Source organism: Candidatus Benthicola sp., from assembly GCF_058719085.1.
The window spans coordinates 42,893-67,276 of sequence record NZ_JBZQEK010000088.1; the positions used below are offsets into that span (position 1 = coordinate 42,893).

Annotated in this window: 21 protein-coding genes; 2 read left to right on the top strand and 19 right to left on the bottom strand. The window is 66.5% G+C overall.

Annotated elements, in window-relative coordinates; all coding sequences use genetic code 11:
• Window positions 1-3: 3 nt before the first annotated feature.
• The 18 genes from nusB to rnz all read right to left on the bottom strand — a co-directional run bounded on the left by nusB (window position 4) and on the right by rnz (window position 20,540).
• Window positions 4-426, bottom strand: coding sequence for a transcription antitermination factor NusB (gene nusB, locus AC36XV_RS06755; RefSeq protein ID WP_492202915.1), 423 nt, complete (start codon window positions 424-426; stop codon window positions 4-6).
• A complete protein-coding gene (gene ribH, locus AC36XV_RS06760; protein WP_492202916.1) occupies window positions 423-884 on the bottom strand; it encodes a 6,7-dimethyl-8-ribityllumazine synthase in 462 nt (153 codons plus the stop codon). Before ribH ends, nusB begins: the two co-directional genes overlap by 4 nt.
• A complete protein-coding gene (locus AC36XV_RS06765) occupies window positions 881-2,092 on the bottom strand; it encodes a bifunctional 3,4-dihydroxy-2-butanone-4-phosphate synthase/GTP cyclohydrolase II (protein ID WP_492202917.1) in 1,212 nt (403 codons plus the stop codon). Before AC36XV_RS06765 ends, ribH begins: the two co-directional genes overlap by 4 nt.
• A 29-nt stretch (window positions 2,093-2,121) precedes the next feature.
• Window positions 2,122-2,730, bottom strand: a complete 609-nt coding sequence (locus tag AC36XV_RS06770) for a riboflavin synthase (RefSeq protein ID WP_492202918.1) — start codon at window positions 2,728-2,730, stop codon at window positions 2,122-2,124.
• Window positions 2,730-3,857: a bifunctional diaminohydroxyphosphoribosylaminopyrimidine deaminase/5-amino-6-(5-phosphoribosylamino)uracil reductase RibD gene (ribD, locus tag AC36XV_RS06775; RefSeq protein ID WP_492202919.1), complete on the bottom strand. Its 1,128-nt coding sequence runs from the start codon at window positions 3,855-3,857 to the stop codon at window positions 2,730-2,732. Before ribD ends, AC36XV_RS06770 begins: the two co-directional genes overlap by 1 nt.
• A complete protein-coding gene (gene purM, locus AC36XV_RS06780) occupies window positions 3,854-4,888 on the bottom strand; it encodes a phosphoribosylformylglycinamidine cyclo-ligase (protein ID WP_492202920.1) in 1,035 nt (344 codons plus the stop codon). The genes ribD and purM overlap by 4 nt, the downstream gene beginning before the upstream one ends.
• Entirely contained in the window at window positions 4,885-6,588 is a 1,704-nt protein-coding gene (gene argS / locus AC36XV_RS06785) for an arginine--tRNA ligase (RefSeq protein ID WP_492202921.1), read from the bottom strand. The genes purM and argS overlap by 4 nt, the downstream gene beginning before the upstream one ends.
• Window positions 6,575-6,844: an FmdB family zinc ribbon protein gene (locus tag AC36XV_RS06790; protein ID WP_492202922.1), complete on the bottom strand. Its 270-nt coding sequence runs from the start codon at window positions 6,842-6,844 to the stop codon at window positions 6,575-6,577. Before AC36XV_RS06790 ends, argS begins: the two co-directional genes overlap by 14 nt.
• 23 nt (window positions 6,845-6,867) lie before the next feature.
• Window positions 6,868-8,427, bottom strand: coding sequence for an acyl-CoA mutase large subunit family protein (locus AC36XV_RS06795; RefSeq protein WP_492202923.1), 1,560 nt, complete (start codon window positions 8,425-8,427; stop codon window positions 6,868-6,870).
• Between the two features lie 2 nt (window positions 8,428-8,429).
• Complete coding sequence (locus tag AC36XV_RS06800) at window positions 8,430-8,945, bottom strand: acyl-CoA carboxylase biotin carboxyl carrier protein subunit (RefSeq protein WP_492202924.1); 516 nt, start codon at window positions 8,943-8,945, stop codon at window positions 8,430-8,432.
• Window positions 8,946-8,964: 19 nt separating this feature from the next.
• On the bottom strand, window positions 8,965-10,314 hold the full coding sequence (locus AC36XV_RS06805) for a class I SAM-dependent RNA methyltransferase (protein ID WP_492202925.1): 1,350 nt from the start codon (window positions 10,312-10,314) through the stop codon (window positions 8,965-8,967).
• Window positions 10,284-11,780 (bottom strand): acetyl-CoA carboxylase biotin carboxylase subunit, encoded by a 1,497-nt coding sequence (gene accC, locus AC36XV_RS06810; RefSeq protein ID WP_492202926.1) that lies wholly within the window; start codon window positions 11,778-11,780, stop codon window positions 10,284-10,286. Before accC ends, AC36XV_RS06805 begins: the two co-directional genes overlap by 31 nt.
• Window positions 11,781-11,789: 9 nt before the next feature.
• Window positions 11,790-13,340 carry an acyl-CoA carboxylase subunit beta gene (locus tag AC36XV_RS06815; protein ID WP_492202927.1) on the bottom strand — a complete coding sequence of 517 codons (1,551 nt, stop codon included), beginning with the start codon at window positions 13,338-13,340 and terminating at the stop codon, window positions 11,790-11,792.
• On the bottom strand, window positions 13,337-15,079 hold the full coding sequence (locus AC36XV_RS06820) for an ABC transporter substrate-binding protein (protein ID WP_492202928.1): 1,743 nt from the start codon (window positions 15,077-15,079) through the stop codon (window positions 13,337-13,339). The genes AC36XV_RS06815 and AC36XV_RS06820 overlap by 4 nt, the downstream gene beginning before the upstream one ends.
• Before the next feature lie 88 nt (window positions 15,080-15,167).
• The gene (gene rpsA / locus AC36XV_RS06825) at window positions 15,168-17,477 is read right to left on the bottom strand and encodes a 30S ribosomal protein S1 (protein ID WP_492202929.1); all 2,310 of its coding nucleotides are present in this window, start codon (window positions 17,475-17,477) and stop codon (window positions 15,168-15,170) included.
• A 179-nt stretch (window positions 17,478-17,656) separates the two neighbouring features.
• A complete protein-coding gene (gene cmk, locus AC36XV_RS06830; RefSeq protein ID WP_492202930.1) occupies window positions 17,657-18,331 on the bottom strand; it encodes a (d)CMP kinase in 675 nt (224 codons plus the stop codon).
• Window positions 18,328-19,614: a 3-phosphoshikimate 1-carboxyvinyltransferase gene (gene aroA / locus AC36XV_RS06835; RefSeq protein ID WP_492202931.1), complete on the bottom strand. Its 1,287-nt coding sequence runs from the start codon at window positions 19,612-19,614 to the stop codon at window positions 18,328-18,330. The genes cmk and aroA overlap by 4 nt, the downstream gene beginning before the upstream one ends.
• Complete coding sequence (gene rnz / locus AC36XV_RS06840; RefSeq protein ID WP_492202936.1) at window positions 19,611-20,540, bottom strand: ribonuclease Z; 930 nt, start codon at window positions 20,538-20,540, stop codon at window positions 19,611-19,613. The genes aroA and rnz overlap by 4 nt, the downstream gene beginning before the upstream one ends.
• A 210-nt stretch (window positions 20,541-20,750) precedes the next feature.
• Here rnz and AC36XV_RS06845 point away from each other — a divergent pair, with 210 nt between their 5' ends.
• Window positions 20,751-21,896, top strand: a complete 1,146-nt coding sequence (locus AC36XV_RS06845; RefSeq protein WP_492202932.1) for a sensor domain-containing diguanylate cyclase — start codon at window positions 20,751-20,753, stop codon at window positions 21,894-21,896.
• Here the strand turns inward: AC36XV_RS06845 and AC36XV_RS06850 are convergent.
• Window positions 21,875-23,035 carry a thiamine pyrophosphate-dependent dehydrogenase E1 component subunit alpha gene (locus AC36XV_RS06850; protein WP_492202933.1) on the bottom strand — a complete coding sequence of 387 codons (1,161 nt, stop codon included), beginning with the start codon at window positions 23,033-23,035 and terminating at the stop codon, window positions 21,875-21,877. The two genes, AC36XV_RS06845 and AC36XV_RS06850, sit on opposite strands and share 22 nt — an antisense overlap.
• Before the next feature lie 218 nt (window positions 23,036-23,253).
• Here AC36XV_RS06850 and AC36XV_RS06855 point away from each other — a divergent pair, with 218 nt between their 5' ends.
• Window positions 23,254-24,291 (top strand): lysylphosphatidylglycerol synthase transmembrane domain-containing protein, encoded by a 1,038-nt coding sequence (locus AC36XV_RS06855; RefSeq protein ID WP_492202934.1) that lies wholly within the window; start codon window positions 23,254-23,256, stop codon window positions 24,289-24,291.
• Window positions 24,292-24,384 lie beyond the last annotated feature (93 nt).

Genomic DNA, 24,384 nt, shown 5'->3' on the forward strand with positions numbered 1-24,384 from the left:
CAATCAGGGGCCGCGGATCCGACGGCTCACCGCGTCGAGCACTCCGTTCACGAAGCCGGGACTGTCGTCGCTCCCGTAGCGCTCCGCGAGCCGGATGGCCTCATGGATGGCCACCCGGGGCGGCACGTCCTGGACATGGAGCATCTCGATCGTGCCGATCCGCAGGATGTTGCGATCGATGGCCGAGAGACGGTCCATTCTCCAGTTGGGCATGCTGAGCTCGATCAGCTCGTCGGTCTCCGCGAGGCCTTCCTCGAGCTCCTTCAGGAGCCGTTGAACGTACGGACGGTATCTGGCGCTGACCCGTCGGCCGGCCAGCGCTTCACGGGCCCAATCTCGGAGTGATCCCTCTCCGGTGGTGTCCCAGCCGTACAGCACCTGAAGGACCCAGCTTCGCGCTCGCGACCGGGGATTCGCAGGCCTCATTTCACCCGTGCGACCAGATCACACATCTCGAGAACCGCGCGCGCCGCTTCCTCGCCCTTGTTGCCCTTCTGTCCGCCGGACCGGGCGTACGCCTGGTCCGCATCGTCCGTCGTCAGGAGACCGAAGCCGACCGGAATGCCCGACTCCCGTGCAAGCGCCTCCAGGCCGACCGTGGCGCCCATGCACACATACTCGAAGTGGGGCGTCTCCCCGCGAATCACGCAGCCGAGGGCGAGTACACCGTCATACCGCCCCCGATCGATCGCCAGCCGAACGCCAAACGGCAGTTCCCACGCACCCGGGACGCGGAACACCTCGATGCGCCCCGGCTCTACGCCTTCCTTCTCCAGGAAGTCCAGCGCGCCCTCGAGCAGCTTCTCGGTCACTGGCTGATTGAAGCGGCTCACGACCACGCACAGCGCCAGGCTCGCTCTCGGGGACCGATCGCCGTGACTCACGAGCCGAACAGGTGGCCCAGCTTGTCGCGCTTGGCCTCCAGGTAGCCGTGGTTGAGCTCGGTCGGCGTCACTTCGAGCGGCACCCGTCCCGTGATCTCGAGTCCGAAGCCCTCGAGGCCCGTCAACTTCTTCGGGTTGTTCGTCATCGCCCGGATCTTCGTGAGGCCCAGATCGAGGAGGATCTGAGCGCCGATGCCGTAGTTACGGAGGTCGGGCGGAAAGCCCAGAATCTCGTTGGCCTCGACGGTGTCATGCCCCCGGTCCTGCAGCTCGTACGCCCGGAGTTTGTTCAGGAGGCCGATGCCCCTTCCCTCCTGATCCAGGTAGACGATCACGCCCCGACCCGCTTCCGCCACCATTCGCATGGCGGCGCGGAGCTGGGGACCGCAGTCGCATCGACCCGAATCGAACACATCACCCGTCAGGCACTTCGAGTGCACCCGGATCAGAACCTCATCCGAGCCCGCGACGTCACCATAGACGAGGGCAATATGCTCTCGCTCGTCGACCAGGTTCGAGTAGCCGACGACCCTGAACTCCCCGTACGGCGTCGGCAGGATCGCTTCGGCCACGCGTCTCACGAGCCGTTCGTTGCGCAGACGGTAGGCGATGATCTGGGCAACGGTGATGAACGGAAGAGCGTGCTCGTTGGAGAACGTCTCCAGCTCCGGTCGGCGAGCCATCGTTCCGTCTTCGTTGAGGATCTCGCAGATCACGCCGGCGGGAGCGAGTCCGGCCAGCCGGGCGAGGTCCATGGAGGCCTCCGTCTGCCCGACCCGCTGGAGGACGCCACCCGGCTTCGCCCGAAGGGGGAAGATGTGCCCCGGTCGGATGAGATCTCCCGGCTTGGAGTCCTCAGACACGGCCACCTGGATCGTTCGAGCGCGATCCGCAGCGGAGATGCCGGTCGAGACCCCGAGCTCCGGCGTCGCATCGATCGACACCGTGAACGCCGTGCCGTTCGGATCCTGTCCCCTTCCATCCGACATCAGCGGCAGATCCAGTCGGTCCGCGATCTCGGGGGCCAGCGTGAGGCAGACGAGGCCTCGGCCATGTGTCGCCATGAAATTGATGATTTCCGGGGTGACGAGCTCGGCCGCACACACGAGATCTCCCTCGTTCTCCCGGTCTTCGTCATCGGCGACGATCACGAGACCTCCGGACCGTATCACCTCTATGGCTTCATACACCTTCTGATGAGACGACAACACCTTTCGACCCCCTGTGGGTTAAGCTTCTACGCTGCGCCCAAATCCCTGTACGGACGCAGCAGCTGGTCCACGTACTTGCCCACCATGTCCGCCTCCAGATTGACCCTGGACCCGGCTGCGAGGCGACCGATGTTGGTGTGCTCCCACGTGTACGGAATGATCGCCACTTCGGCGACGTCTTGAAAGAGCCGGTTCACGGTCAAGCTGATCCCGTCCATGGCGATCGATCCGTAAAGGACGGTCAGACGGGCCACGTCGGATGGCATTCGAAACCGCACGAATACCGTCTCGCCGGCCGGCTCGACTTCCACGACGGTTCCCACGCCATCCACGTGCCCCTGAACGAGGTGCCCCCCCATGGGCTCTCCCGCGCGCACCGCACGCTCGAGGTTCGCCTCGCGCCCCGGCCCGAACTCGCCGAGCGTAGTGCGGGACAGCGTCGTGCGGATCGACTCGAACGAAAACCGGTCTCCCTCGACATCGAAGACGGTGTGACACACGCCGTCGATGGCGAGACTGTCTCCGTCGCTGAGCTCGCCACGCAGGTCGGGGGCTTCGAGGAGAAACCGCATGCCCTTTTCGAACTCGCGACGCTCGCGAACCAGGCCGACCGTTTCCACCAGTCCCGTGAACATCAGGCTGCCTCCAGCAGAGCACGCTGCGTGCTCCGGTCTTCCAGCATGATCAGCGTATCATCACCGAGGGCCTTGCGCTCCACGACCGCCCATCCGGTGGGATCGGCGTGCGGAGCCCCGATGAAGGGCACCCCGGCGCCCCCCAGAAGCCTCGGAGTGTAGATCAGGTGCTGACGCCTGACGAAGCCGCCGCTCAACAGAGCCGTGGCCAGGCGACCGCCTCCCTCCGCGAGGATCGACTTCACGCCCTCCGCCTCCAGAGCCCTGAGCACCTCGTCCAGAACGAGGCCTCCCTCGCTCATCCGCGCGGTCCGCACTTCGACTCCCCGCGCCTCCATCTCCAGAATACGCGGCCGCGGCGTCTCGCGCGCGCAGAACACGACGAGGGGGGCTTCTTCGAGCGTCTCCAGCAGACGGCTGTTCCGCGGCAGTTCGAGCCCAGGATCGAGCACGACACGAAGGGGTGGAATGCGTGGCGCCTCGCCCTGGCGGACCGTCAGGATCGGGTCATCCACGAAGGCCGTGCGCCCTCCCACCAGGATCGCGTCGTGCCCGGCCCGAAGCCGGTGAACGTAGGCACCTGCCTCGGTCCCGCTGAGCCTCGTCCGCAGTCCTGGACCGACGGCGATCCGGCCGTCGAGCGACAGGGCCATCTTCAGGGTGATCCAGGGCCCGGATCCGATCCGTCTCCAGAGGAACGGGCCGTTGAGCCCCACCGCCTCGGCAACGCAACATCCACCGACCGCCTCGACACCGGCTTTCCGGAGGATCTCCGCGCCACCTCCGGCGACCGGATCCGGATCCCGGCACCCGAAGACCACCCGCCCCACACCCGACTCCAGGATCGCCTCGGTACACGGCGGGGTCTGACCGTGGTGAGCGCACGGCTCGAGGTTCACAAAAAGGGTAGCGCCCCGCGCGGCTGGTCCTGCGGCATCGAGCGCGACGCGTTCCGCGTGGTCCGTCCCGAATCGCGCGTGGTAGCCCTCTCCGGCGATCCGCCCCTCGGACACCAGGACGGCCCCGACCATGGGGTTCGGCGCTACCTGGCCCCAGCCCTGCCGGGCAAGCTCCAGCGCCCGCCTCATGAAGCGGGCCTCGTCCCGGGTCGCACGGGGCTCGATCACGTCGCCACGTCCAGGTGAACCACCCGTCCACCCTCCCGCACGCTACCGCACCGGAACGCGTTCGTCCCACCTCCACGAAGGTGTTCGAGCACCGGATCGACATCCGACTCGGACACGACGGCGATCATTCCAACGCCCATGTTGAGAGTGCGATACAGCTCCGCCGGGCCGAGGCCGCTCTCGCGGGCCAGCAGTTCGAACACCGGACCCGGCTCCCAACTGGCGAGATCGACGCACGCGTCAAGCCCGTCCGGGAGCACGCGCACGAGATTACCCGGGATCCCTCCACCGGTGATGTGAGCGAGCGCCTTCACCATGCCCCGCTCACATGGAACTTTGAGTGGCGCCAGGTAGGAGCGGTGGACGGCGAGGAGGACCTCTCCCACCGTGCGGTCCGTGCCGGGGTATCGGTCCTCCGTCTCCAGACCCATGCGCTCGAAGAGGAGCGCACGGGCAAGGCTGTACCCGTTCGTGTGGAGCCCGGATGAGGGAAGCGCAACGAGTTGGTCGCCCGCCTCGACGGCCGCCCGGCCCGGAATCGGGAGGCTCACCCTGCCGACGATGAAACCGGCCAGGTCGTAGTCGCCCGGTGCATACATCCCGGGCATCTCCGCCGTCTCGCCTCCGAGCAGGGCGCAGCCGTTCGCCTGGCAGCCACGCGCGATCCCGGCCACGACATCGTAGGCGACATCGGCATCGAGTCGACCGCATGCAAAGTAATCGAGAAAGAACAGGGGGAGCGCCCCCTCGGTCAGAATGTCGTTGACACAATGGTTGACGAGGTCTTCGCCGACCGTGTCGTGTCGCCCCGCGCGGCGGGCCACCATCACCTTGGTACCCACACCGTCCGCGCTCGCGACCAGTTCCGGATCTCCCTCGAGAAGGAAACGTCCGCCGAACGATCCGAACTCGCCGCGAACCGCTCCGGAACGCGTCGAAGCGACGAGCGCGGCCATTCGCCGCGTGAGCCCTTCGGCCGCATCGATGTCGACCCCGGCATCCTCGTAGCTGAACCGTTCCTGACCCGTCATTCGTCCTCCCGCTCCAGCCGCTCCGGAGCCGAGATGCCGAGGAGCCGCAGACCCGACCCGAGGGTCAGCTGTACGGCTCGCGCCAGGGCGAGCCGCGCCGGGCGACTCGGGCCCTCGGCGAGAACCCGCTTTTCGGGATCGAGGTTGCCCTCGTGGTACCACGCATTCACGGCGCCGGCGAGCTCTTCCAGGTAGTTGCACACCTGGTACGGAGCCCGGGCGGATGCGGCCGCTCGGACACGCTCCGGGAAACGGAGCACCGTCATGAGGACGCTGCGCTCCGCACCCGGCCCGAGCCGTTTCAACTCTTCGTCCGTCGGATCCAGGGCTTCCGGATCGATTCCCCCTTTCCGGAACACGCTGCACATGCGGGCGTGTGCGTATTGGACCTTGTATACCGGGTTCGCATCCGAGGTGTCGAGAGCGAGGTCGAGATCGAAGGTCATCGGCACCTCGGCTCGTCGCATCAGGAAGAAATAGCGGGCCACATCCGGTCCGGTTTCCGCGTACAAATCCCGAAGCGTGACGAACTGACCGGCACGCTTGGACATCCGTACTTCCTCGCCCCCCCGCATCACGGTGACCAGCTGGATCAGCAGCACCTCGAGGAAGTCGTCACGGAGCCCGAGTGCCGTGAGGGCCGCCTGCATCCGCGGGACGTGACCATGGTGGTCCGCACCCCAGACGTCGATCGCCCGGTCGAAGCCACGCTCCGCCTTGTTCAGGTGGTAGGCGATGTCCGATACGAAGTAGGTATGCGAACCGTCGCTCTTGACCAGCACGCGGTCCTTCTCGTCCCCCAGATCGGTCGTTCGAAACCACACGGCACCCTCGTCCCCGTACGCGCGACCGGAGACCGTGAGGCTCTCGAGCAGTTGCTGCACCCCGCCGCCATCGATCAGAGAGGACTCATCGAACCATTCGTCCATGCGAATCCCGAAATCGGCCAGGTCTCGGGCCTGCTCCTCGCGCAGCAGCCGTGTGGCGCGATCGCTGAAGGCGCGGACTCTCTCGCTTCGGTCCCACTCGAGAAGACGATCGTCCCCGATCTCTGGCGCTACCGTTTCAGCGAGATCCTTCACGTACTCCCCCTGGTAGCCGCCCGCCGGGAGCTCGCCTCCGCGTCCCATCGCCTCCAACCAACGCGCCTCGATCGATTCACCCAGCAGCTCGATCTGCCGCCCCGCGTCGTTGACGTAGAACTCTCGCGTCACCTCGTGCCCGGTCCACTCCAACAGCGATGCGGTCGCATCGCCGATCGCAGCTCCGCGGCCGTGAGCCACGTGAAGAGGTCCTGTCGGATTGGCCGAGACGAACTCCACGTTGTACCGGAGCGGAGCGTCGGACTCCGATCGTCCCCATGAAGTTCCCTGATCGAGGACCTCGCGCAGTCCCGACCGCAGTCTCTGATCCGAAAGACTGAAATTCAGAAATCCCGGTCCCGCTACCGAGACGTCTGCGATCCCCGTGTCCTCCAGATCCAGGGCCGCGGCGATTTCCCGGGCCAGGTCTCTCGGCGCCCGTCCCAGACGACCCGACAGGACCAGCGCCGCGTTCGAGGCGAAGTCGCCGTGAGACGGATCCCCAGGTCTCTCGACCTGCGGATCGAAATCCGAAGGGGCCCCCACCGCCATCGCGGCCTCCTTCAGCGCGTCGGCGAGGGCCCGTGCGGGCTCGCCCCTCACGTCAGGGTTCCGCATCGGAGCTGCTTCCGCCGGACTTCTTCGAACCCGAGTCCTTCTTCTCCCCCTGCGTGGGAGACTTCGGTGCGCCAGAGTTCCGGTAATCCGTCGCGTAGAATCCCGGACCCTTGAAGACCAGGCCTCCACCGCTCGAGATCAATCGTCTCACCCTTCCACCGCACTCGGGGCATTCTTCCAGAGGCTCCTCGCTGATGCGCTGATACCTCTCGAAAGCGTGTCCACAGTCCCGGCATTCGTATTCGTACGTCGGCATGCGTCCCCTTCCGGTCCGTTCCCTCAAACCCCGTAGATACCCCAGATGCCCGTCAGGCGGCTGCTGATCTCACCCAGCGTGGCCCTGACTTTGACGGCGTCGACCATGGGCGGCAAGAGGTTGTGACCGTCCCTCGCCGCCGACTCGACCGCGCGGAGCTTTGCCTCGACCACGTTCGCGTCCCGGGCCTCGCGGACTTCCGCCAACCGGCGACGCTGCTGCTGCTGCAGACCAGCGAAATCGGGGCGGTCGACCGAGTGAGGCGGCTCCTCGTCCCGGTACGAGTTCACGCCCACCACCCGTCGCTCCCCACTCTCCACTTCCAGCTGCCACGCGTACGCCGAACGGTGGATCTCCTCGATCATGAACGGAATGGCGGCCGCTGCCCCACCCTGCTCTTCGATCCTGTCCAGATAGGCGCGGGCGCCGCGCTCGATCTCCTCCGTGAGCGCCTCGACGTAGAAGGAGCCACCCAACGGATCCACCGTGTCCGCCACCCCTGACTCCTCGGCCAGCACCTGCTGGGTTCTGAGCGCCAGTCGGGCCGCACTCGCCCCGGGCAGAGCGAGCGCCTCGTCATAGCTATTGGTGTGGAGGGACTGCGTGCCTCCAAGTACTCCCGCCAGCGCCTGAATCGTCACCCGGACCACGTTGTTCAACGGTTGCTGAGCGGTCAGGGTCGAGCCCGCCGTCTGGGTGTGGAAACGCAGGCGGCAGCTGTGATCCGATCCCGTGAAATCCTCGCGAACGATCCGCGCCCACAGCCGCCGGGCTGCTCGGAACTTGCAGACTTCCTCGAACAGGTGATTGTGTGCGGCGAAGAAGAAGCTGATCCGCGGCGCGAACCGGTCTACGTCGAGCCCGCCCTCGATGGCCCGGCGAACGTACTCCCGTCCGTTGGCCAGCGTGAACGCGACTTCCTGCACAGCCGACGCCCCCGCCTCGCGCATGTGATAGCCACTGATCGAGATGCTGTTCCAGCGTGGGAGCTCCTCGGAGCAGAAGGCGAACAGGTCGGTGACCAGTCGCATGCTGGGCTCGACGGGATAGATGTAGGTGCCCCGGGCGATGAACTCCTTCAGGATGTCGTTCTGGACGGTTCCGGCGAGCTCCGCCCGGTCCGTGCCACGCTCATCGGCGAGGGCCACGTACATGGCGAGCAGGATCCCCGCGGTCGCGTTGATCGTCATGGACGTGGATACGCCGTCCAGCGGGATTCCCCGGAAGAGTCGTTCGACGTCGTCCAGCGTGTCGATCGCCACGCCCACGCGTCCGACTTCCCCTTCGGCTCTCGGGTCATCCGAATCGAGGCCCATCTGGGTCGGCAGGTCGAACGCAACGGAAAGCCCAGTCTGTCCGGAGTCCAGCAGATACCGGAAGCGCTCGTTCGTCTCTTCCGCGGTGCCGAAGCCCGCATACTGGCGCATGGTCCAGAGACGTCCCCGGTACATGTCCGGGTAGACCCCCCGGGTGAAGGGCCACTCACCGGGTTCGCCGGGGTCCGGTCTCGGCGCTTCCGACGGCCCGTACACCCTGTCGATTCCGATTCCTGAAGTCGTCCGTGGCGTCTCTCGGTCCGGCATCCTCACCTCGGCTCCATCGTGAGAAGCACGGTGTCGCGTTCCACCGCCTGGCCCGCTTGCACTTCGACCGACGAGACACGAGCCGGAGCTTCGGCTCGCAGCTCGTTCTCCATCTTCATCGCTTCCATGACCACCAGTCCGTCGCCCGCTTCGACTTCCTGCCCCTCCGTGACCTCCACCCGCACGATCAGCCCGGGCATCGGTGCCTTCAGCACCCGGGTCGTGCGAACCGGTGACACCTGGGCCGCCAGCTCGCGAATCCGCCGGGCGCGCTCATCTTCGACGGTGATTTCGAACTGGCGTCCCTCGAGCTCGACGACCCAGCCCCGCTCGTTGCGCCTCGCGAAGATCGACAGGGATCGACCGTCCAGCCGGAGGTGGCGGCGGTCCGATCCGAAGAGCGTCGACAGATCGGCACGGAGCGGAACCCCGTCGATGAGAACGCCTCCGTCCTCCACGATCACCTCGCGGGTCTCGTCGCCGATGCTCGCGAAGTAGGTCGACCGGTCCTCGCTCATGCCTGACGGCCTCCGCTTCTCACGCTCGGCTCAGCCACGCGATCGTCTCGACGTGGGCGGTCTGTGGGAAGGCTTCGAATGGCTGCACCTCCCTCACCGACCAACCGCTCCCCAATCGCTGGAGGTCTCGGGCCAGCGTGGCCGGATCGCAGCTCACGTAGACCAGCTCCTCCGCCGCACCCGTCGAGAGCCGGTCGGTCACCGCTCGGGACAGACCGGCCCGGGGCGGATTCACCACCACGAGGTCCGCCGGCAACAGATTTTCGAGCTGCGCCTCGACCCGGTCCGCGAGAACGGTCAGGTTCGCGGACGATCTGGCAGCCTTGCGACAGGCGGTTGCCGCGGAGGCAGAGATCTCGCAGGAGACCACATCGGCGCCCTCCTTCGCCCACCGGATCGCCCGCGCCCCGACGCCCGCGTACAGGTCCAGCACCCGACGGCCTTCCAGCGGCCCGGCTCTTTCGTCGATCCACGCGTCCATCGCCGTCGAGATCTCACGGTTCACCTGCAGGAATACCCCCGCCGGGAGCTCGAAATCCGTGCCCTGCCAGCGGTCCGACAGTCTCGGAGCACCCGCTACGCAGTCGGCGTCCCCCACGGTCGGCGCATGGTGCCAGCCCACGAGGCGGGGCACCGACTCCACGAAGCGCTCGGCTTCCCGCCTGGGAATCGGTGTCACACCTCTTGTCAGCACATCCACCTCGCCGCTGACCGAGGCCCGCACGGTGACCCGCGTGCCGCTACCGGGGGCGAGCTCGGGCTGCCGCGCCCAGGCATGGAAAATGGTCTTCCAGACCTCTACGATGGGTGCCTCCGCCAGCATACAGACACGCACGTCGACGACCGCATCGGGCGCCTCGAAGGCCCGGAGACCCCGCACAGGCCTTCCCTCGCTGAGGCCGGTCGCGAACGTCATCCGGTTTCGATAACCGAACTCGCCCCCCCGCACGACAGGGTCTGGCACGCTGATCTGCACATCTCCAACCCGGTGGAGCGTCTCACGAACGAGCTCCCGCTTCGCCAGAAGCTGGGCGGATCGGTTCAGGTGCTGGAGCTGACAACCACCACACTGATCGTAGAGTGGGCACGGAGGAGGGCGGCGCCCCGGACCCGCCTCGAGGACCTCGCGAACCTGACCGCGTGCCCACCGGCTCCTCGACTCGGAGATCTCCACCAGGACCCGGTCACCCGGCGCGGAGCGCGGGGCGAATACCACCCGACCGGAGCTCTCCCGACCCACGCCATCGCCCCCGACGGCAATGCCGGTGATCGGCACCACCGCCGCGCCCGAGGCCGTGCTCTCGCCGGGCCGCGATTCCCGAACGGTGAAGTCCGCGGTCATTCCCACCCCGTGTACTGTCGGCGCCACGTGCTGATCTCCGCATCCGCCCTCGCTCGCGGTAAGCCGGAAGCCGCGATCCGGACGTCCGATCGGTGCTCAAGGAGCGTGGCCGCGATCGCCGCGGCCTGGGCATGCCACCCATCCGGGCCCGGATCCGTGAGCGCCGGGTGCCTTTCCAGGTACCGGACGGAGAGATCTCCAGCTTGAAAATCGGGCTCGTCCATCACCGCGAGGTGAAAGGGCTGAGTGGTTCGCACACCTTCGATCTGAAGCTCACGGAGCGCCCTTCGCATCCGCAGGATCGCCTGTGCACGCGTCGGCGCGTGAACGATCAGCTTCCCCAGAAGTGGATCGTAGTGAAGTCCGACCTCGAAGCCCTCCGAGATGCCTCCGTCCCAGCGAACGCCGGGCCCGGAGGGCACCTCGAACGCCCGAATCCGACCGCTCGACGGGAAGAAGCCATGGAAGGGGTCTTCCCCGCTGATCCGGCATTCGATCGCGTGCCCCATCGGCCAGCTCGGTGCTGGCTCGGCCGACAGAGGCAGGCCGGCCGCCACCCGGATCTGCTCCTGGACGAGATCGACCCCCGTGACCAGTTCCGTCACCGGATGCTCGACCTGAATCCGAGTGTTCATCTCGAGGAAGTAGAACGCATCGTCCTGAAACAGGAATTCGACGGTGCCCGCGCCCTGGTATTCCACGGCCTCGGCCGCGGCCACCGCGACCGCACCCATCCGGTTGCGAAGATCCGAGTCAACGGCAACCGACGGGGCCTCCTCGATCAACTTCTGATGTCGTCGTTGAATCGAGCATTCGCGCTCGCCGAGGTGGATCGCTCGCCCGGCCGAGTCCGCCATGACCTGGATCTCGATGTGCCGGGGATCCGTAAGGTACTTTTCGAGGTAGACTCGGGGGTCGCCGAAGGCCTGTTCCGCTTCCCTGCGTGCCGCCTCCAGGGCCCGGGGGAGCTCGGAGGCCGACTCCACGACCCTCATACCCTTTCCTCCACCTCCCGCCACCGCCTTGAGGAGCACCGGCCAGCCGATCCGGTCCCCTTCCCGGGCGCCGTCTCGATGATCCTCCAGAGGATCGGAGCCCGGCACCACCGGAACGCCCGCCGCGACCATCCGGGCGCGAGCCGCGGTCTTGTCTCCCATCTCGGCGATCGCTTCCGCGGTGGGGCCCACGAACACGAGTCCTGCGCCCACCACGCGCCGCGCGAAGTCCGGACTCTCGGCCATGAATCCGTAGCCCGGATGCACGGCCTGCGCTCCGGTGGACCGCGCGGCCTCGAGGATGGCCTCGATGTTCAGGTAGCTCTCGGCCGCCGGCGGTGGGCCGATCGACACGGCCTCACCTGCCAGGAGGACGTGAGGTGCATGTCGATCCGCCTCGGAATGGACCGCCACCGTGCGGACTCCGAGTTCCTGGCAGGCACGGATGACCCGGACCGCGATCTCACCCCGGTTCGCGATGAGGACCTTATCGAACAAGCAGCCACCTCACAGCGGGATGTTGCCGTGCTTACGCGGAGGATTACGCTGTCTCTTGTTGCCGAGCATCTCCAGACCGGAGATGAGCCGGGCTCGCGTCTCGCGCGGGTCGATCACATCGTCCAGGAATCCTCGCCGGGCGGCCAGAAATGGGTGAGCGAAACGCTCCCTGAACTCCGCCTCGAGCTCGGCCACGCGCGACTCGCGATCCTCCGCGTCGGCCAGCTCCCGCCGGTACAGGATCTCCACGGCGCCTTTCGGTCCCATGACCGCGAGTTCCGCCGTCGGCCATGCGAAGTTGAGATCTCCACGAATGTGCTTCGAGGACATCACGTCGTAGGCCCCGCCATACGCCTTGCGGGTAATCACGGTCAGCTTCGGAACCGTGCTCTCGCAGTACGCATACAGCAGTTTGGCTCCGTGCTGGATGATGCCTCCGTGCTCCTGGGAGACCCCGGGAAGGAAGCCGGGAACGTCCTCGAAGGTGAGGATCGGAATGTTGAACGCGTCGCAGAAGCGCACGAAACGGGCCCCCTTGCGACTCGCGTCGATGTCGAGCACGCCAGCCAGCACGGCGGGTTGATTCGCGACGATCCCGACAGATCGTCCTCCCAGCCGGGCGAAGCCGACGATCAGGTTCCGGGCGTAGCCGGCATGCACTTCGAGGAACTCTCCATCGTCCACGACCCGTCCGATCACCTCGTGCATGTCGTAGGGCTGCGTCGGAACATCCGGAATGACGTCGAGCAGCTCCTCGTCCGCCCGATCGTGAGGATCTTCCGTTTCGCACGCCGGCGGATCTTCGGCGTTGTTGGCAGGCAGATACGAGAGGAGCTTGCGTACCGACCGCAGGCTCTCGACCTCCGTGGCATGGGAGAAGTGCGCGACCCCGGATCTCGTCCCATGCACTTCTGCTCCCCCCAGTTCCTCGAAGGAGACGTCTTCGTGCGTCACCGTCTTCACCACGTTCGGGCCGGTCACGAACATGTGGCTGATTCCCTCGACCATGAAGACGAAGTCGGTGATCGCCGGGGAATACACGGCACCTCCGGCGCAAGGCCCGAGGATCACGCTGATCTGAGGAACCACGCCGGAGGCCAGAGTGTTGCGCAGGAACAGTTCGGCATACCCCCCGAGCGAGGCCACGCCTTCCTGGATCCGAGCCCCACCGGAGTCGTTCAGCCCCACCACGGGTGCGCCATTCTGCATCGCCAGGTCGACGACCTTGCAGATCTTCTCGGCGTGAGCCTCGGACAGCGAGCCTCCGAACACGGTGAAGTCCTGGCTGAACACGTACACGGTGCGGCCATCGATTCGACCGTAGCCCGTCACCACCCCGTCCCCCGGAATTCGCTGTTCGTCGAGTCCGAAGTCGACGCAGCGGTGTTCGACGAAGCGGTCGAGCTCGATGAACGATCCGTCGTCCAGCAGAAGAGCCAGCCGCTCCCTCGCTCCGAGCTTCCCCTTCTCGTGCTGCCTCGCGAGGCGTGCAGCTCCTCCGCCCTCGAGCGTTCGACGGCGCTCGGCCTCGAGGCGCTTCAGGCTCTCCCGAGCGCTCATCGGCCTCCTCCATCCTCGTTCGACTGTTCCTTTTCCTTCTCTTCCTCCAGAGCCTTCAGGAACTCCTCCAGCTCCAGCTGCTCGACCGCCCACTCCATCATCTCTTCCGGCACCGGGACTCGAAGCTCACCATCCTGAATCACTCGAACGAAGACATCCCGTCGCAGCTCGCCTGTCAGCCGGTCCACCCCGAGGTCCCCCGTGGCACCGCGAAAGGTACCTCGCCGGATGGCCCGGCCGATGGCCCCACGGCGTGCCGGGTCCACTTCGGGCGCCCCCTCGAGGATCAACCGCATGGCATCATATCCCAATGCCGTAAACATATTATCGCTGAGCGTTTTACGATACTCTGCCTCATAAGCGTCTTTAAACGCCTGCCACGGAGTCCCCGGACTGATCTGGTCGACGTACGTGGACACGAGGCGATGATCGGCATAGCTCGCCTCGAGACGCCGGACCACCCCGGGATCGGACCAGTTCGCATCGCCCCCGATCACCCAGCGTCGCAGGCCGTAGTAGACGAGCTGCGGGGCCAGCTGAAGAACGGTGCGGGGACGGTCCGAAAGCACGATGACGGCCTCCGGCTCGGCCGCCGCGACCGCTTCGATCGGCACGCCGAACGTCGTGGAATCCGACGTGTAGGGCTGAACCGCGATCACTTCGACATCCAGTTCCGGGGCTCGGTCCAGCAGTGCCTGCACGGCGGGCGCGGACGCCTCGGGGTACAGGACTCCAAACGTCCCGATGCCCATCTCTCCGGCCATCCAGTCGATCAGGGTCGTTGCCACATCCGACTCCCGACGGTCCCGGTCCCAGAGCGTATAGGCGTCCAGGAAACGCACCGGCGCCTCCGATGCCGTAGGACTGAGGATGAGGAGGTCGTCGTGTTCTCGACGAATCGCAGCAGACGCGAGAGCTTCCGTTCGCAGCGGGCCGAGCACGGCGATTACGTCCTCCTCCTCCAGCGCCTCGACCTGTGCGATGCCGGTCTCCACGAGGGAACTGTCATCCCGAATCACCAGCTCGACGGGGGAGAGGCCGCCTGCCGCGGAGCGCTGTTCGAGCGCCAGCATGGCTCCCTCGAGGATCTGGCTGCCGACGCTGGCGAATCGTCCGCTCAACGGTAGCACCACACCCACTCGTACCGGTCCGGGAACGGGCTCCGTGCGGCCCTCGAGGACGTCCCCGGCCCGGTCGCGTTCCCGTCCACCCGGCGAGCCCTCCAGCACGCTCTCCGCCACCTCGGAGGCCCGTTCCGGGTGGTCCGCCTCGGCGAGGGCCACGGCAAGCTCGGCCAGGAGAACGGAGCGCGCCTCGGCTCGACCGTCTCCGATCGAGAGGAGGGCCTCCAGTTCGGCGATCGAGAGCCCGGCCGAGAGGTCCCTGAGGCGATCGCGGAGCCCCGAATCGAGTTCGAATGGAGCTCGAAGGAGGAATTCCGCCGCCCGATCCTCGGCTCCGAGGAGGTCGAGCAGATCGGTCAGATCTTCCGCGGTCCCCGGGTCCATGGAGACCGTCGCCAGCCACTCGGCCCACAACGAGTCGGCGAGAATCGCCGCCGCGATCCGGTCTCCATCCGCGAGGAGGTCCGTGGCGCGATCGAGATCCCCCCGGTCTGCGAACTCTTCCGAGGCCGGAGCGTCGCTCGCGGGCGGTACCGGAGTTGGATTCGGAGGCGCCGCGGTGGTGCTGGCGCATCCCATCCAGATTACCATGGACGTCAGGGTGAAACCGCGCATTCCTCTTCCTTCAAAGAAGCAGGGGGCCCGACGTCACCCGCCGGGCCCCCTGCGAGGCGACTCGCGCTGACTCAAGGATCGCCTGGGATCAGGAAGCCGAGTCCTTCTCCGGATCTTCCTCCTCCTCCGGCTCTTCCTCGTCCTGCGCCTCGGGTTCTACGGCCTCTTCGGCCCCTTCGGCCTCGTCCGTCACCTCGACGGTGTCCGTGTCGTCACCGATCGGGGTCTCTTCTTCGGCCGCGGGCGCCTCCGGCTCCGCCTCCGCTTCCGCGTCCCCGACCTCGTCCGCGGCTTCGGAATCCCCGGCAGCCGCCTCCTCCTCCCCGTCCGATTCTTCCGCGAACGCCTCGAGTTCCTCCTCAGAGCTCTCTTCGGAAGGCTCTTCGCCGGCCGCGGCTTCCCCATCCCCTGCCTCGGCGCGGGCGGCCTCTCGCTCCTCTACGCCCGGGGCACCCGTCACCGCGAGGACGATCCTCCGGTTGATCGGATCGGACTCGAGGACCTTGAGCTCCAGGCGGTCGCCTTCCACGAAGCGGTCCGCCGGCTCGCCGATTTCCTCCTCGACCCCGAGCTGCGAGATCGGCACGAAACCCTCCACATCGTCTCCGAGATCCACCACCAGCCCCTTGTCGAGGAGCCGCACCACATGCCCCCCGGTCTCCGTGCCCGGCTCGAACTGCTGAGCCAGCTCGTACCAGGGATCATCCTCGACCTGCTTGAGGCCGAGAGAGATCCTCTTCTGGTCCGGGTCGATGCTCAGGATGAGGACCTCGACCTCTTCGCCCTTGCGAACGACCTCCGAGGGATGCTGCACTCGACGGGTCCAGCTCATGTCGGAGATGTGGACGAGTCCGTCGATTCCGGGCTCGACTTCGACGAACGCCCCGAACGACGTCAGGTTCCGGACGACACCCCGGATCTTCGTGCCGGCCGGGTACTTGGCCGGAAGCGCGAGCCACGGGTCCTCCTCGGTCTGCTTCATGCCGAGGGAGATCTTCTTCTCCTCCTCGTCCACCCGAAGCACCACGCACTCGATCTCGTCGTTGATCGACGCGATCTGGGACGGGTGACGCACGTTCCGCGTCCAGCTCATCTCGGAGATGTGGACCAGGCCCTCCACGCCCTTCTCCAGCTCCACGAACGCCCCGTAGTTCGTGATCGAGACCACCCGGCCGCGGACCCGGCTCCCGACCGGATACTTCGCCGCCACGTCCTCCCACGGATAGGCCTGCAACTGCTTGAGGCCGAGCGAGATACGCTCGCGATCCCAATCGATGTCGAGAATCTTGACCTCCAGCTCGTCGCCGATCTGGCAGAGCTCGGAGGGGTGGCCGATCCGGCCCCACGACATATCGGTGATGTGGAGCAGCCCGTCCATCCCGCCGAGGTCGATGAACGCTCCGAAGTCCGTGATGTTCTTCACGACTCCCTTGCGCACCTGTCCGACCTCGAGTTCCTCCTTGAGCGACTCCCGCTTCTCGGCCCTTTCCTCTTCGAGGATGACGCGACGCGAGACGACGATGTTCCGGCGTCGCTTGTTCAACTTGAGGATCTTGAACTCGTACTCCTGGCCGATCAGCTCGTCCACGTTGGGCACGCGACGGAGCGCGATCTGCGAGCCCGGGAGGAACGCATCGACACCCATGAGGTCGACGGTAACTCCCCCCTTGATCTTGCGCTTCAGGATGCCCGGAACGGTACGATCCTCGTCGTAGGCCTCCTTGATCTTCTCCCACACGCGCAGGAAGTCCGCCTTCTTCTTGGAAAGGACGACCACGCCTTCCTGATCCTCGAGGCTCTCGAGGAACACCTCGACCTCGTCCCCGGGCTCGAGAGCGTCAGGGTCCCGGAACTCCTCCAGCGGGATCAGGCCCTCGGACTTGAAGCCGACATCGAGGATCACGGCCGTGTCCGACTTCCGGAGCACTCGCGCCTTGACGATCTCGCCTTCGGCGATCTCGCTGAGGGTGTCCTCGTAGAGGGCCATCATCTCGTCGAACTCTTCGGACGAGTATTCACCGCCCTCCAGCTGTTCGACCGACATGCCCTCGGCCATCCCGAAAGCGACGGTCGTCCAGCCGGCTTCCTCGTCCTCTACCTCCAGCCTGGCCGCAGCACCGATGGGCGCGGGCTCCTCATCCAGGACCGTCTCCGAGCTATCGGAGGGCTCCTCGGCCTCCGCCTCGGCGACTTCGGGTGTCTCATCCGTCGACGGCGCGTCGGCCTCGACCCCTTCCTCCGCCGTCACATCCTCAACCGGCGGCGACTCCGCGTCGCCGTTTCCCGGCTCCGCTCCGGCTTCGGTGTCTTCCTGTTGGGGAGGGTCCTTCGGAAGGGTCTCGTCCAGGTCTTCGACCGGATTCTCGTTGGCGGTGATCTGCTCGTCCTTCGTGCTCATTCGAAGTGTACCGTTCACGTTTGGCGTCCGCCCCGGAATCCCAAAAAAATATGTGGCAGGAAAGCGTAGACGCTTCTCCTGCCAGCGGATCCGTCGATGGGCGCGCTCAGGGGTTCAAGTTCCACGACCTCAGATACACGGACAATAGCACGGAAAACTAGACCTGCCTTCTCATACCGTCAACCGAAGGCCGCGCCGCGCTCTTCAGCCAGCTCGAGGATACGTCGCACCACGTCTTCCGGCCCCATGCGTGTCGTGTCCAAACGCACGGCGTCCTCCGCTTCACGAAGCGGAGCCAGGTCCCGACTCGAATCCGCCTCATCCCGGGCCCCCAATCGCCGCGCCTCGGCCTCCACGCGCGCCGGCGTGGGGTCGACGCCGAGATCGAGCAGCCGCCTCCGCCCTCGCTCCTCCGGCGAAGCCACCAGGAAGATCTTGAGCTCGGCATCGGGAAACACTACCGTGCCGATGTCACGGCCATCGCAGACGATGCCTCCCACGCGCCCCTCGCTCCGCAGGAGTTCCAGCACCCTCCCCCGAACCCGCGGACGTGCGGAAATCTCTGACACATGATCAGAAATCGCCTGCGAAACCAGGTCCGAACCCGGATCGACACCGTCAATCGTCACCCGGAAACCGGAGTCATGCCGCACCAGTCGGATGTCGAGGCCGGACAGCCACCCCGCGAAGGTCTCATCGCACGCCCGGTCGCCCGTCACGGCCGCCCAGGTGATCGCCCGATACAGCAAGCCCGAGTTCAGATGCTGATAGCCGAGCGCCTCCGCGACGCGTGCCGCGGTCGTGCTCTTCCCGGATGCGGCCGGTCCATCGATCGCGATCGTAATCCCGCTCATACGCTCTCGTGCCCGGTCAGAACCTCGGCCAGCGCCTCCCAGTAGCCCGGAAACGACACCGCGACGCACTCCCGATCATCGACCTGAATCCTCGAGCCGGAGCTCCCGTTCAAGGCTCCGAACGCCATTGCGATCCGATGATCTCCACCGGTCCGAACGATCCCCTCCCTCGGATTCCCGCCCACCACGCGGAGCCCATCCTCCGTCTGCGCGCACTGTATACCCAGTGACTCCAGGTTCTCCGCCAACAGGGCCAATCGGTCGCTCTCCTTCACCCGCAGCTCGGCCGCGCCGCGAATGACGGAGACCCCGCGCTGCCGGCTGGCCAGCACGGTCAGCGCCGGAAGCTCGTCGATCAGCCCGGGCACATCTCGCGGACCGATTTCGAAAGGCGCCAGGGGCGCGGGCGTCACCGTGAGATCCCCCACCGGCTCTCCCGCTTCCTGTCCTGTACCCCGAATCTCGACTCCGGCGCCCATGCGCTCGAGCAAACGGACCCAACCGGTCCGCCGCGGGTTCAAACCCACCCCGCGGAACTTCACGATGCGTCCCGCCAGCAGAGCCGCCACCGCCAGGAAGGCCGCAGCCGAGGGGTCGCCGGGCACCCGGGCTTGAAGAGGAGAGAGGCCACCGTCCCACCCGGCTGCGGACAGGCGGATTCGGTCGCCCTCGTCCTCTGCATCGGCCGTGATCGGTGCACCCAGTGAAGTGAGGATCCGCTCGGTGTGATCTCTCGGCTGCAACCGGTCGATGATCTCCAGATCTACCCGCGCGGTGATCGCCGCCAGCAGCAGCGCCCCCCTCACCTGCGCCGAAGAGACCCGCGGACGGTACCGGAGAGGACGCAGTCCTCCACTCGCCCTGCCCTCGACCCGCAGCGGCAACCGATGGGCAGACTTCGTGTAGCGAACCCTTCCTCCCATCGCCTGAAGAGGGTAAACGACCCGATCCATCGGCCGCTTGCGCAGAGACGCGTCTCCGGTCAGCTCCGCCTCGAGCCCGAGTCCCGTCAACAGGCCCGTCAGAAGACGAGCCGTGGTGCCACTGTTGCCGCAGTCGAGAGGCGACTCGGGCGAACGCCACGCCGCCGGCCCCTCGACCCGCATCGTTGCGTCCCCCCCATCCTCGAGCCGGGCCCCCAGCGAACGGAGGCACTTCACGGTACTCCGAACATCGAGCGACTGCGGTACGTTCTCCAGTGACGAGCTACCCTCCGCTAGCGCTCCAAGAATCAGGAACCGGTGCGCGATGGACTTGTCACCGGGTATTCGGGCCTCGATCACCCGCCCCCCCCGTTCCCACCTTCCGTGAGCTTGACCTCGAAGGTGGATCCGTCTTCGGCGGCAACCGCCGGGTGAACGCTCTCCGCCTCCTCGACCAGGCGATGCGCCTGTTCCGAGAAACGCGCGCTGAAGTGCGTCAGCACCAACTGACCCACTTCGGCCTCGGCGGCCACCGTCGCCGCCTCTCGAGCGGTAGAATGGCGGGTGTCCCGCGCCCGCCGAACTTCCTCCTCGGAAAACGTCGCCTCGTGAATCAGGAGGTCCGCTCCGCGGGCCGCGGCCACCGTCGAACCACACGGCCGGGTGTCCCCCGAATACACCACCGTTCTCCCCGGCCGCGGTGGACCGACCAGATCCGAGCCGCGAACGAGCGATCCGTCTTCGGTCCGGACGTCTTCGCCCCTGTGCAGTCGACCGAAATCGGGTCCCTCGGACACGCCGAGCCGTCGCGCCCTGTCCACGTCGAAGCGGCCGAGACGGGTGTCTTCCACGAGCGCCAGCCCGATCGACGTGGGGGTGTGCTCCACCGGAAACGCCCGAATCGAGAACCCCTCGTACTGTGCTGCTTCGCCCGCGGGCAGCTCTCGGATGGACACGTTGAACTGAAGGCGATCGCCCCCCAGCTCGACCGCAGCACGCAGTACGCCCTCCGAACCTTCGGCACCCCAGACGACGAGGTCCTCTTCACGCCCCTGCAGGCTCATCGTGCGCACCAGTCCCGGCAGTCCGAGATAATGGTCTGCGTGCAGGTGTGTGATGAAGATCTCACGAACCGAAAAGCCGACGCCGAATCGCATCATCTGGCGCTGCGTGCCCTCACCGCAGTCAAACAGGAACAGGCTTCCCTCCCGCTGAACGGCCAGCGAGGATACACCCCGGCGTACCGTGGGGCGCGACGAGGAAGTGCCGAGAAAGGTGATTCGCAGCAAGGCTTGAGTCCGGTGCGCGTGACGCCGCTTCGTGAGACCCGCAAGCTACATGCAGGTTGTCCCGCGTCAACCTCCTCCCCGGTCGGAGAGGCACGGAGAATGCACGGCATGAGCTTCGATGCGACGCAGCCGCCGCGCGGGCCGATGTCCGGGCTCATTTTGCGCGGCTCGTCGGCGTTACGCTTCACCCCGGAGCCGGCAGAGGACATGAGCGATCGGACGGATGGATACGGCCTTCTGGCTCGCCTGCGCGAAATTGAGCGGCTACTTGGCCGTCTGCAGGAAGACTGGAAGACCTTCCGCGACGACCCCTCGGCAGACGCTCTCGCGGACGTGAGAGCTCGCGCCGATCGGGTACTGGTCCGCCTGGATCAGTTGGCATCCTCGGCCGATGCAGGACCGACCTCAAGGGCTCCAGCGTCGGAATCCGCCGTCCACCTCGCCCGGAGAGTCCCTCCAGCCAGACCCGAGCCGCATGCCATCGTGGCTGCCAGCCGGCAAATCGACTCGATGCTCTGGGAAGTCACCCGAGCCTGGCGAGACCTGGCCGTCGGTGACCTCGACGCCGGTCTCGAGCGCATCCTCGTCCTCCTGCGCCGCCTCGCCGATCGTTGCTCGACGCTGATCCTGGCGGCCGGTGGGCTCATCGATCGTTCGCGGCATCGGCTGAGCGAATCCGGACGGGAACCCGGCGCCTCGCACGCCCCGTTCGGAGAAAGACTCGAGAACCTCGTCACCGAGATGGAAGGCAGGCTCTGGCAAATGCAGGCGGATTGGCAGAACATGCGTCAGAGACCCACGTCCGACCGGCTGCACGTGCTGATGGAGACGTTCGAATCGGCGGCCTCCGCAGGGGAGAAGCTGCGGCAGGCCGCGAGCCGGACCGGGCATGCCGATGTCCGCCGCGCCCTCCGCATCCGACGGCACCTGGCCGAGGGCTCTCCCTTCCTTCCTTATCGCGACCCACTCACCGGCGCCTACAATCGGGAGGGATTCGACAGTCTCGCCGGCGCAGAGTTGAAGCGCTGTCGACGGTATGCAAGGCCGTTCGGCCTCCTGGCCTTGCGACTTTCGCCTCCCGACCTCCGGACTCTCCGAAGTGCCGTCGCCACCCTTCGGGCAGAGCTGCGTGAGTATGATCTCGTGGCGCGTCACACGGATGACAGAATCGTCATCGGCCTTCCCGAAGCCGGTCCCGGTGCCTCCCGCCGCGTGGCCAGCCGGGTCCTGCGGGCCCTGCGCGAGGCGCAGCTGGAGACCTGGCTCCAGCGGCTGTCCTACGCGACCGCGCCCGAAGATGGCTCCACCCTGGGCGGCCTGATCGATGCCGCCTACGATCGGCTGAGGCCGTAGCAGTCCTGGATTTCGCCTGGGCCGGGCTCGGCCGGCGAACGATCCCGGCTTTGCAGCGCCTCTCGCTCGGCAACGTCCACCTCGTGCCGCACGTCCTCTTCGATGCTCGAGAGAAGCTGTCGATTCCAGGCCTCCGTCTCCCGCGGCTCCCGGGGTCGCCCGTCTTCCCCGGCCAGGGCGCGCCCGCCCCGGCAGAGGAACTCCTCGTACAGGCCGATCGGGTCGCGCCTTCCCCACTCGCGGAACAGCTGTGGCTCGAGCTGTCGGCGTGCCTCGGTCTCGTCGTGCGTCGCGTGCCCTCCCATCCGGAACGTCTCCGCTACGATCATCACGGGTCCGCGGCCCGAACGGCATTCCTCGGTGGCGAGCACGGCCGCCGCATGCACATCCAGCACGTTGTTGCCGTCCGCCGAGAGCGCTCTCATGCCGTAGGCGGCACCCCACCCGGAGAAGTCTCCGACCCTGTGATGAACCCGCACAGGCGTCCCGAGAGCAACCTGGTTGTTCTGAATCACGAAAACCACGGGAAGTCGCAGAACCGCAGCGAAGTTCAGCGCTTCGTGCACCTCTCCGGTCTTGGTGGAACCATCGCCGATCCACGTCATCGCAACGCGTTCCTCACCGCGCTTTCGGAAGGCCAGCGCATAACCATTCACCACGGTCGACACCGAACCCACCATGCTGATCGGCGCGATGATCCCCCGCGAAGGGTCCCCGACGTGTAGATCTCGTCCGCGCGTCGGCGCGTCGGCGGTTCCGAGGTAGGCGCGGAACAGGTCGCTGAGCGGAAGGCCCATCTCGTGACACGCACCCGCGTTCCGGATCATCGGCGCCACCACGTCACCCCCCGGAATCCGGCGGAGTGCGTGAACGGCGCCGACGGTGACCGCTTCCTCTCCCGTTCCGAGCCACGCCTTCGAGATCACCCCTCGCTTTACCCACCGCTTCAGGGCGATGTCGTGGAGCCGGAACCGCACCAGACCACGGTACAGGTCCAGAAGCGCCTCGTCGTCGAGGGCTTCGATGACGGCGGCCCTTTCCGGACTGGACTTCCACCTCTCCCCGTACTCCAGCAGGAGTCTGTCGTCCGCCTCCCACTCGAGGTATTCCGGTGGGTCGAAGGCCGAGTATCTCTTCACGTGCTTCGCTCGATCTCACGGTGGAACGCCGGCGCTCCCCAGGAAGCGCTTCGAACGGTATTATGCTACCCGAGTCCGTTGAAGCCAGCCAGCGGCGACGAGGTCCCCTGTTCATGAGCTTCGCCGCCGTCAGGCCGAGCCGCTCCCGGAACCCTGGTCGAATGTCCGAAATCGCACCCTCCAATTCGTCCCCTTCGTTCCGAGTCCCGCCGGGGGCGGTGAGAGCCGGGATCACCGTGTTCGCGGTCGCCACGATACTCGGCTTCACGGCCCTCTTCCTGATCACGCAGGACTTGAAAGGAAGCCTGAGCGGATTCCGGCACTTCGATCTGCGGTGGGCGATTCCGGCCCTGGCGCTCGCCTCGATGGACTTCTTCGGCAGCGGCATTCGGATCTGGCTGCTGACCCGTCCCCTCGGCATTCGTTTACCCTACCGGCGTTGCGCTCAGATCGGTGGCGTCTCCGCCGCGCTGGCGTACCTGACGCCCTCCGGGACCGGCGGTGGCCCGGCCCTCCTTTATGGGCTGGTCCGAAGCGGCGTCTCTCTCGGTCGCACGGTCGCGACGAACTTCGCAAGCGTCATCGTGAATCTGACGTTCCTGTCGCTTGCCGGTTTCGGGGCGTGGTTCTTCGGGGCGGCTGACGCGATCGAGCACATTCGGCTTCCCGTGGCGAACATCTCTGCCGCAACGCTGTTCGAGTGGTCGGCGCTCGGCTTCGCCGGCGTGGGAACGCTCGTGCTCCTATTCGCCGCCGCGCCGCGCCTTCCCCGACTGCTCCTGCTTCGGATCTTCGGTCGATCGCGCCGTATCCGGAAGGTCCTGCAAGTTCTGCAGGAGCTCCATGGCAGCCTGGTCATCTACGCGCGGAAGGGGAAGCTCGCTCTCGTTCTCGCAGTTCTCTCCAACGTCCTCCAGTTCGGGGCCCGTTTCGCTCTCGGCTGGGTGATTCTCAGGGGGTTCGGAGTGATGGCGGAGTTCTGGGACGTGGTCACTCTTCACATCCTGCTGCAGTTCCTCCTTTACTTCATGCCGACACCGAGCGGCAGCGGAGTGGGCGAGATGCTGGCTCCGGCGCTGATGAGCCCCTTCCTGGCGGACAACCTCCTGGTCGCATACACGGCGGTATGGCGCTTCTTCCTCAACTACATCACCATACTCGTGGGAGGATCCTTCCTGGTCCGCTGGATCAGCGCGGACGCCGCTGGAGTATCTTCAGATGAGGAAGCTGTCGACCCGGGGAAAGGGGTCTCATGAAGCAGTGCAACAAGTGCGAGGCGGTCATTCCGGATGACGCGCGTCTTTGCCCGCACTGCCGGGAAGCGCAGCGGCACGGGGATCGGCTGCCAC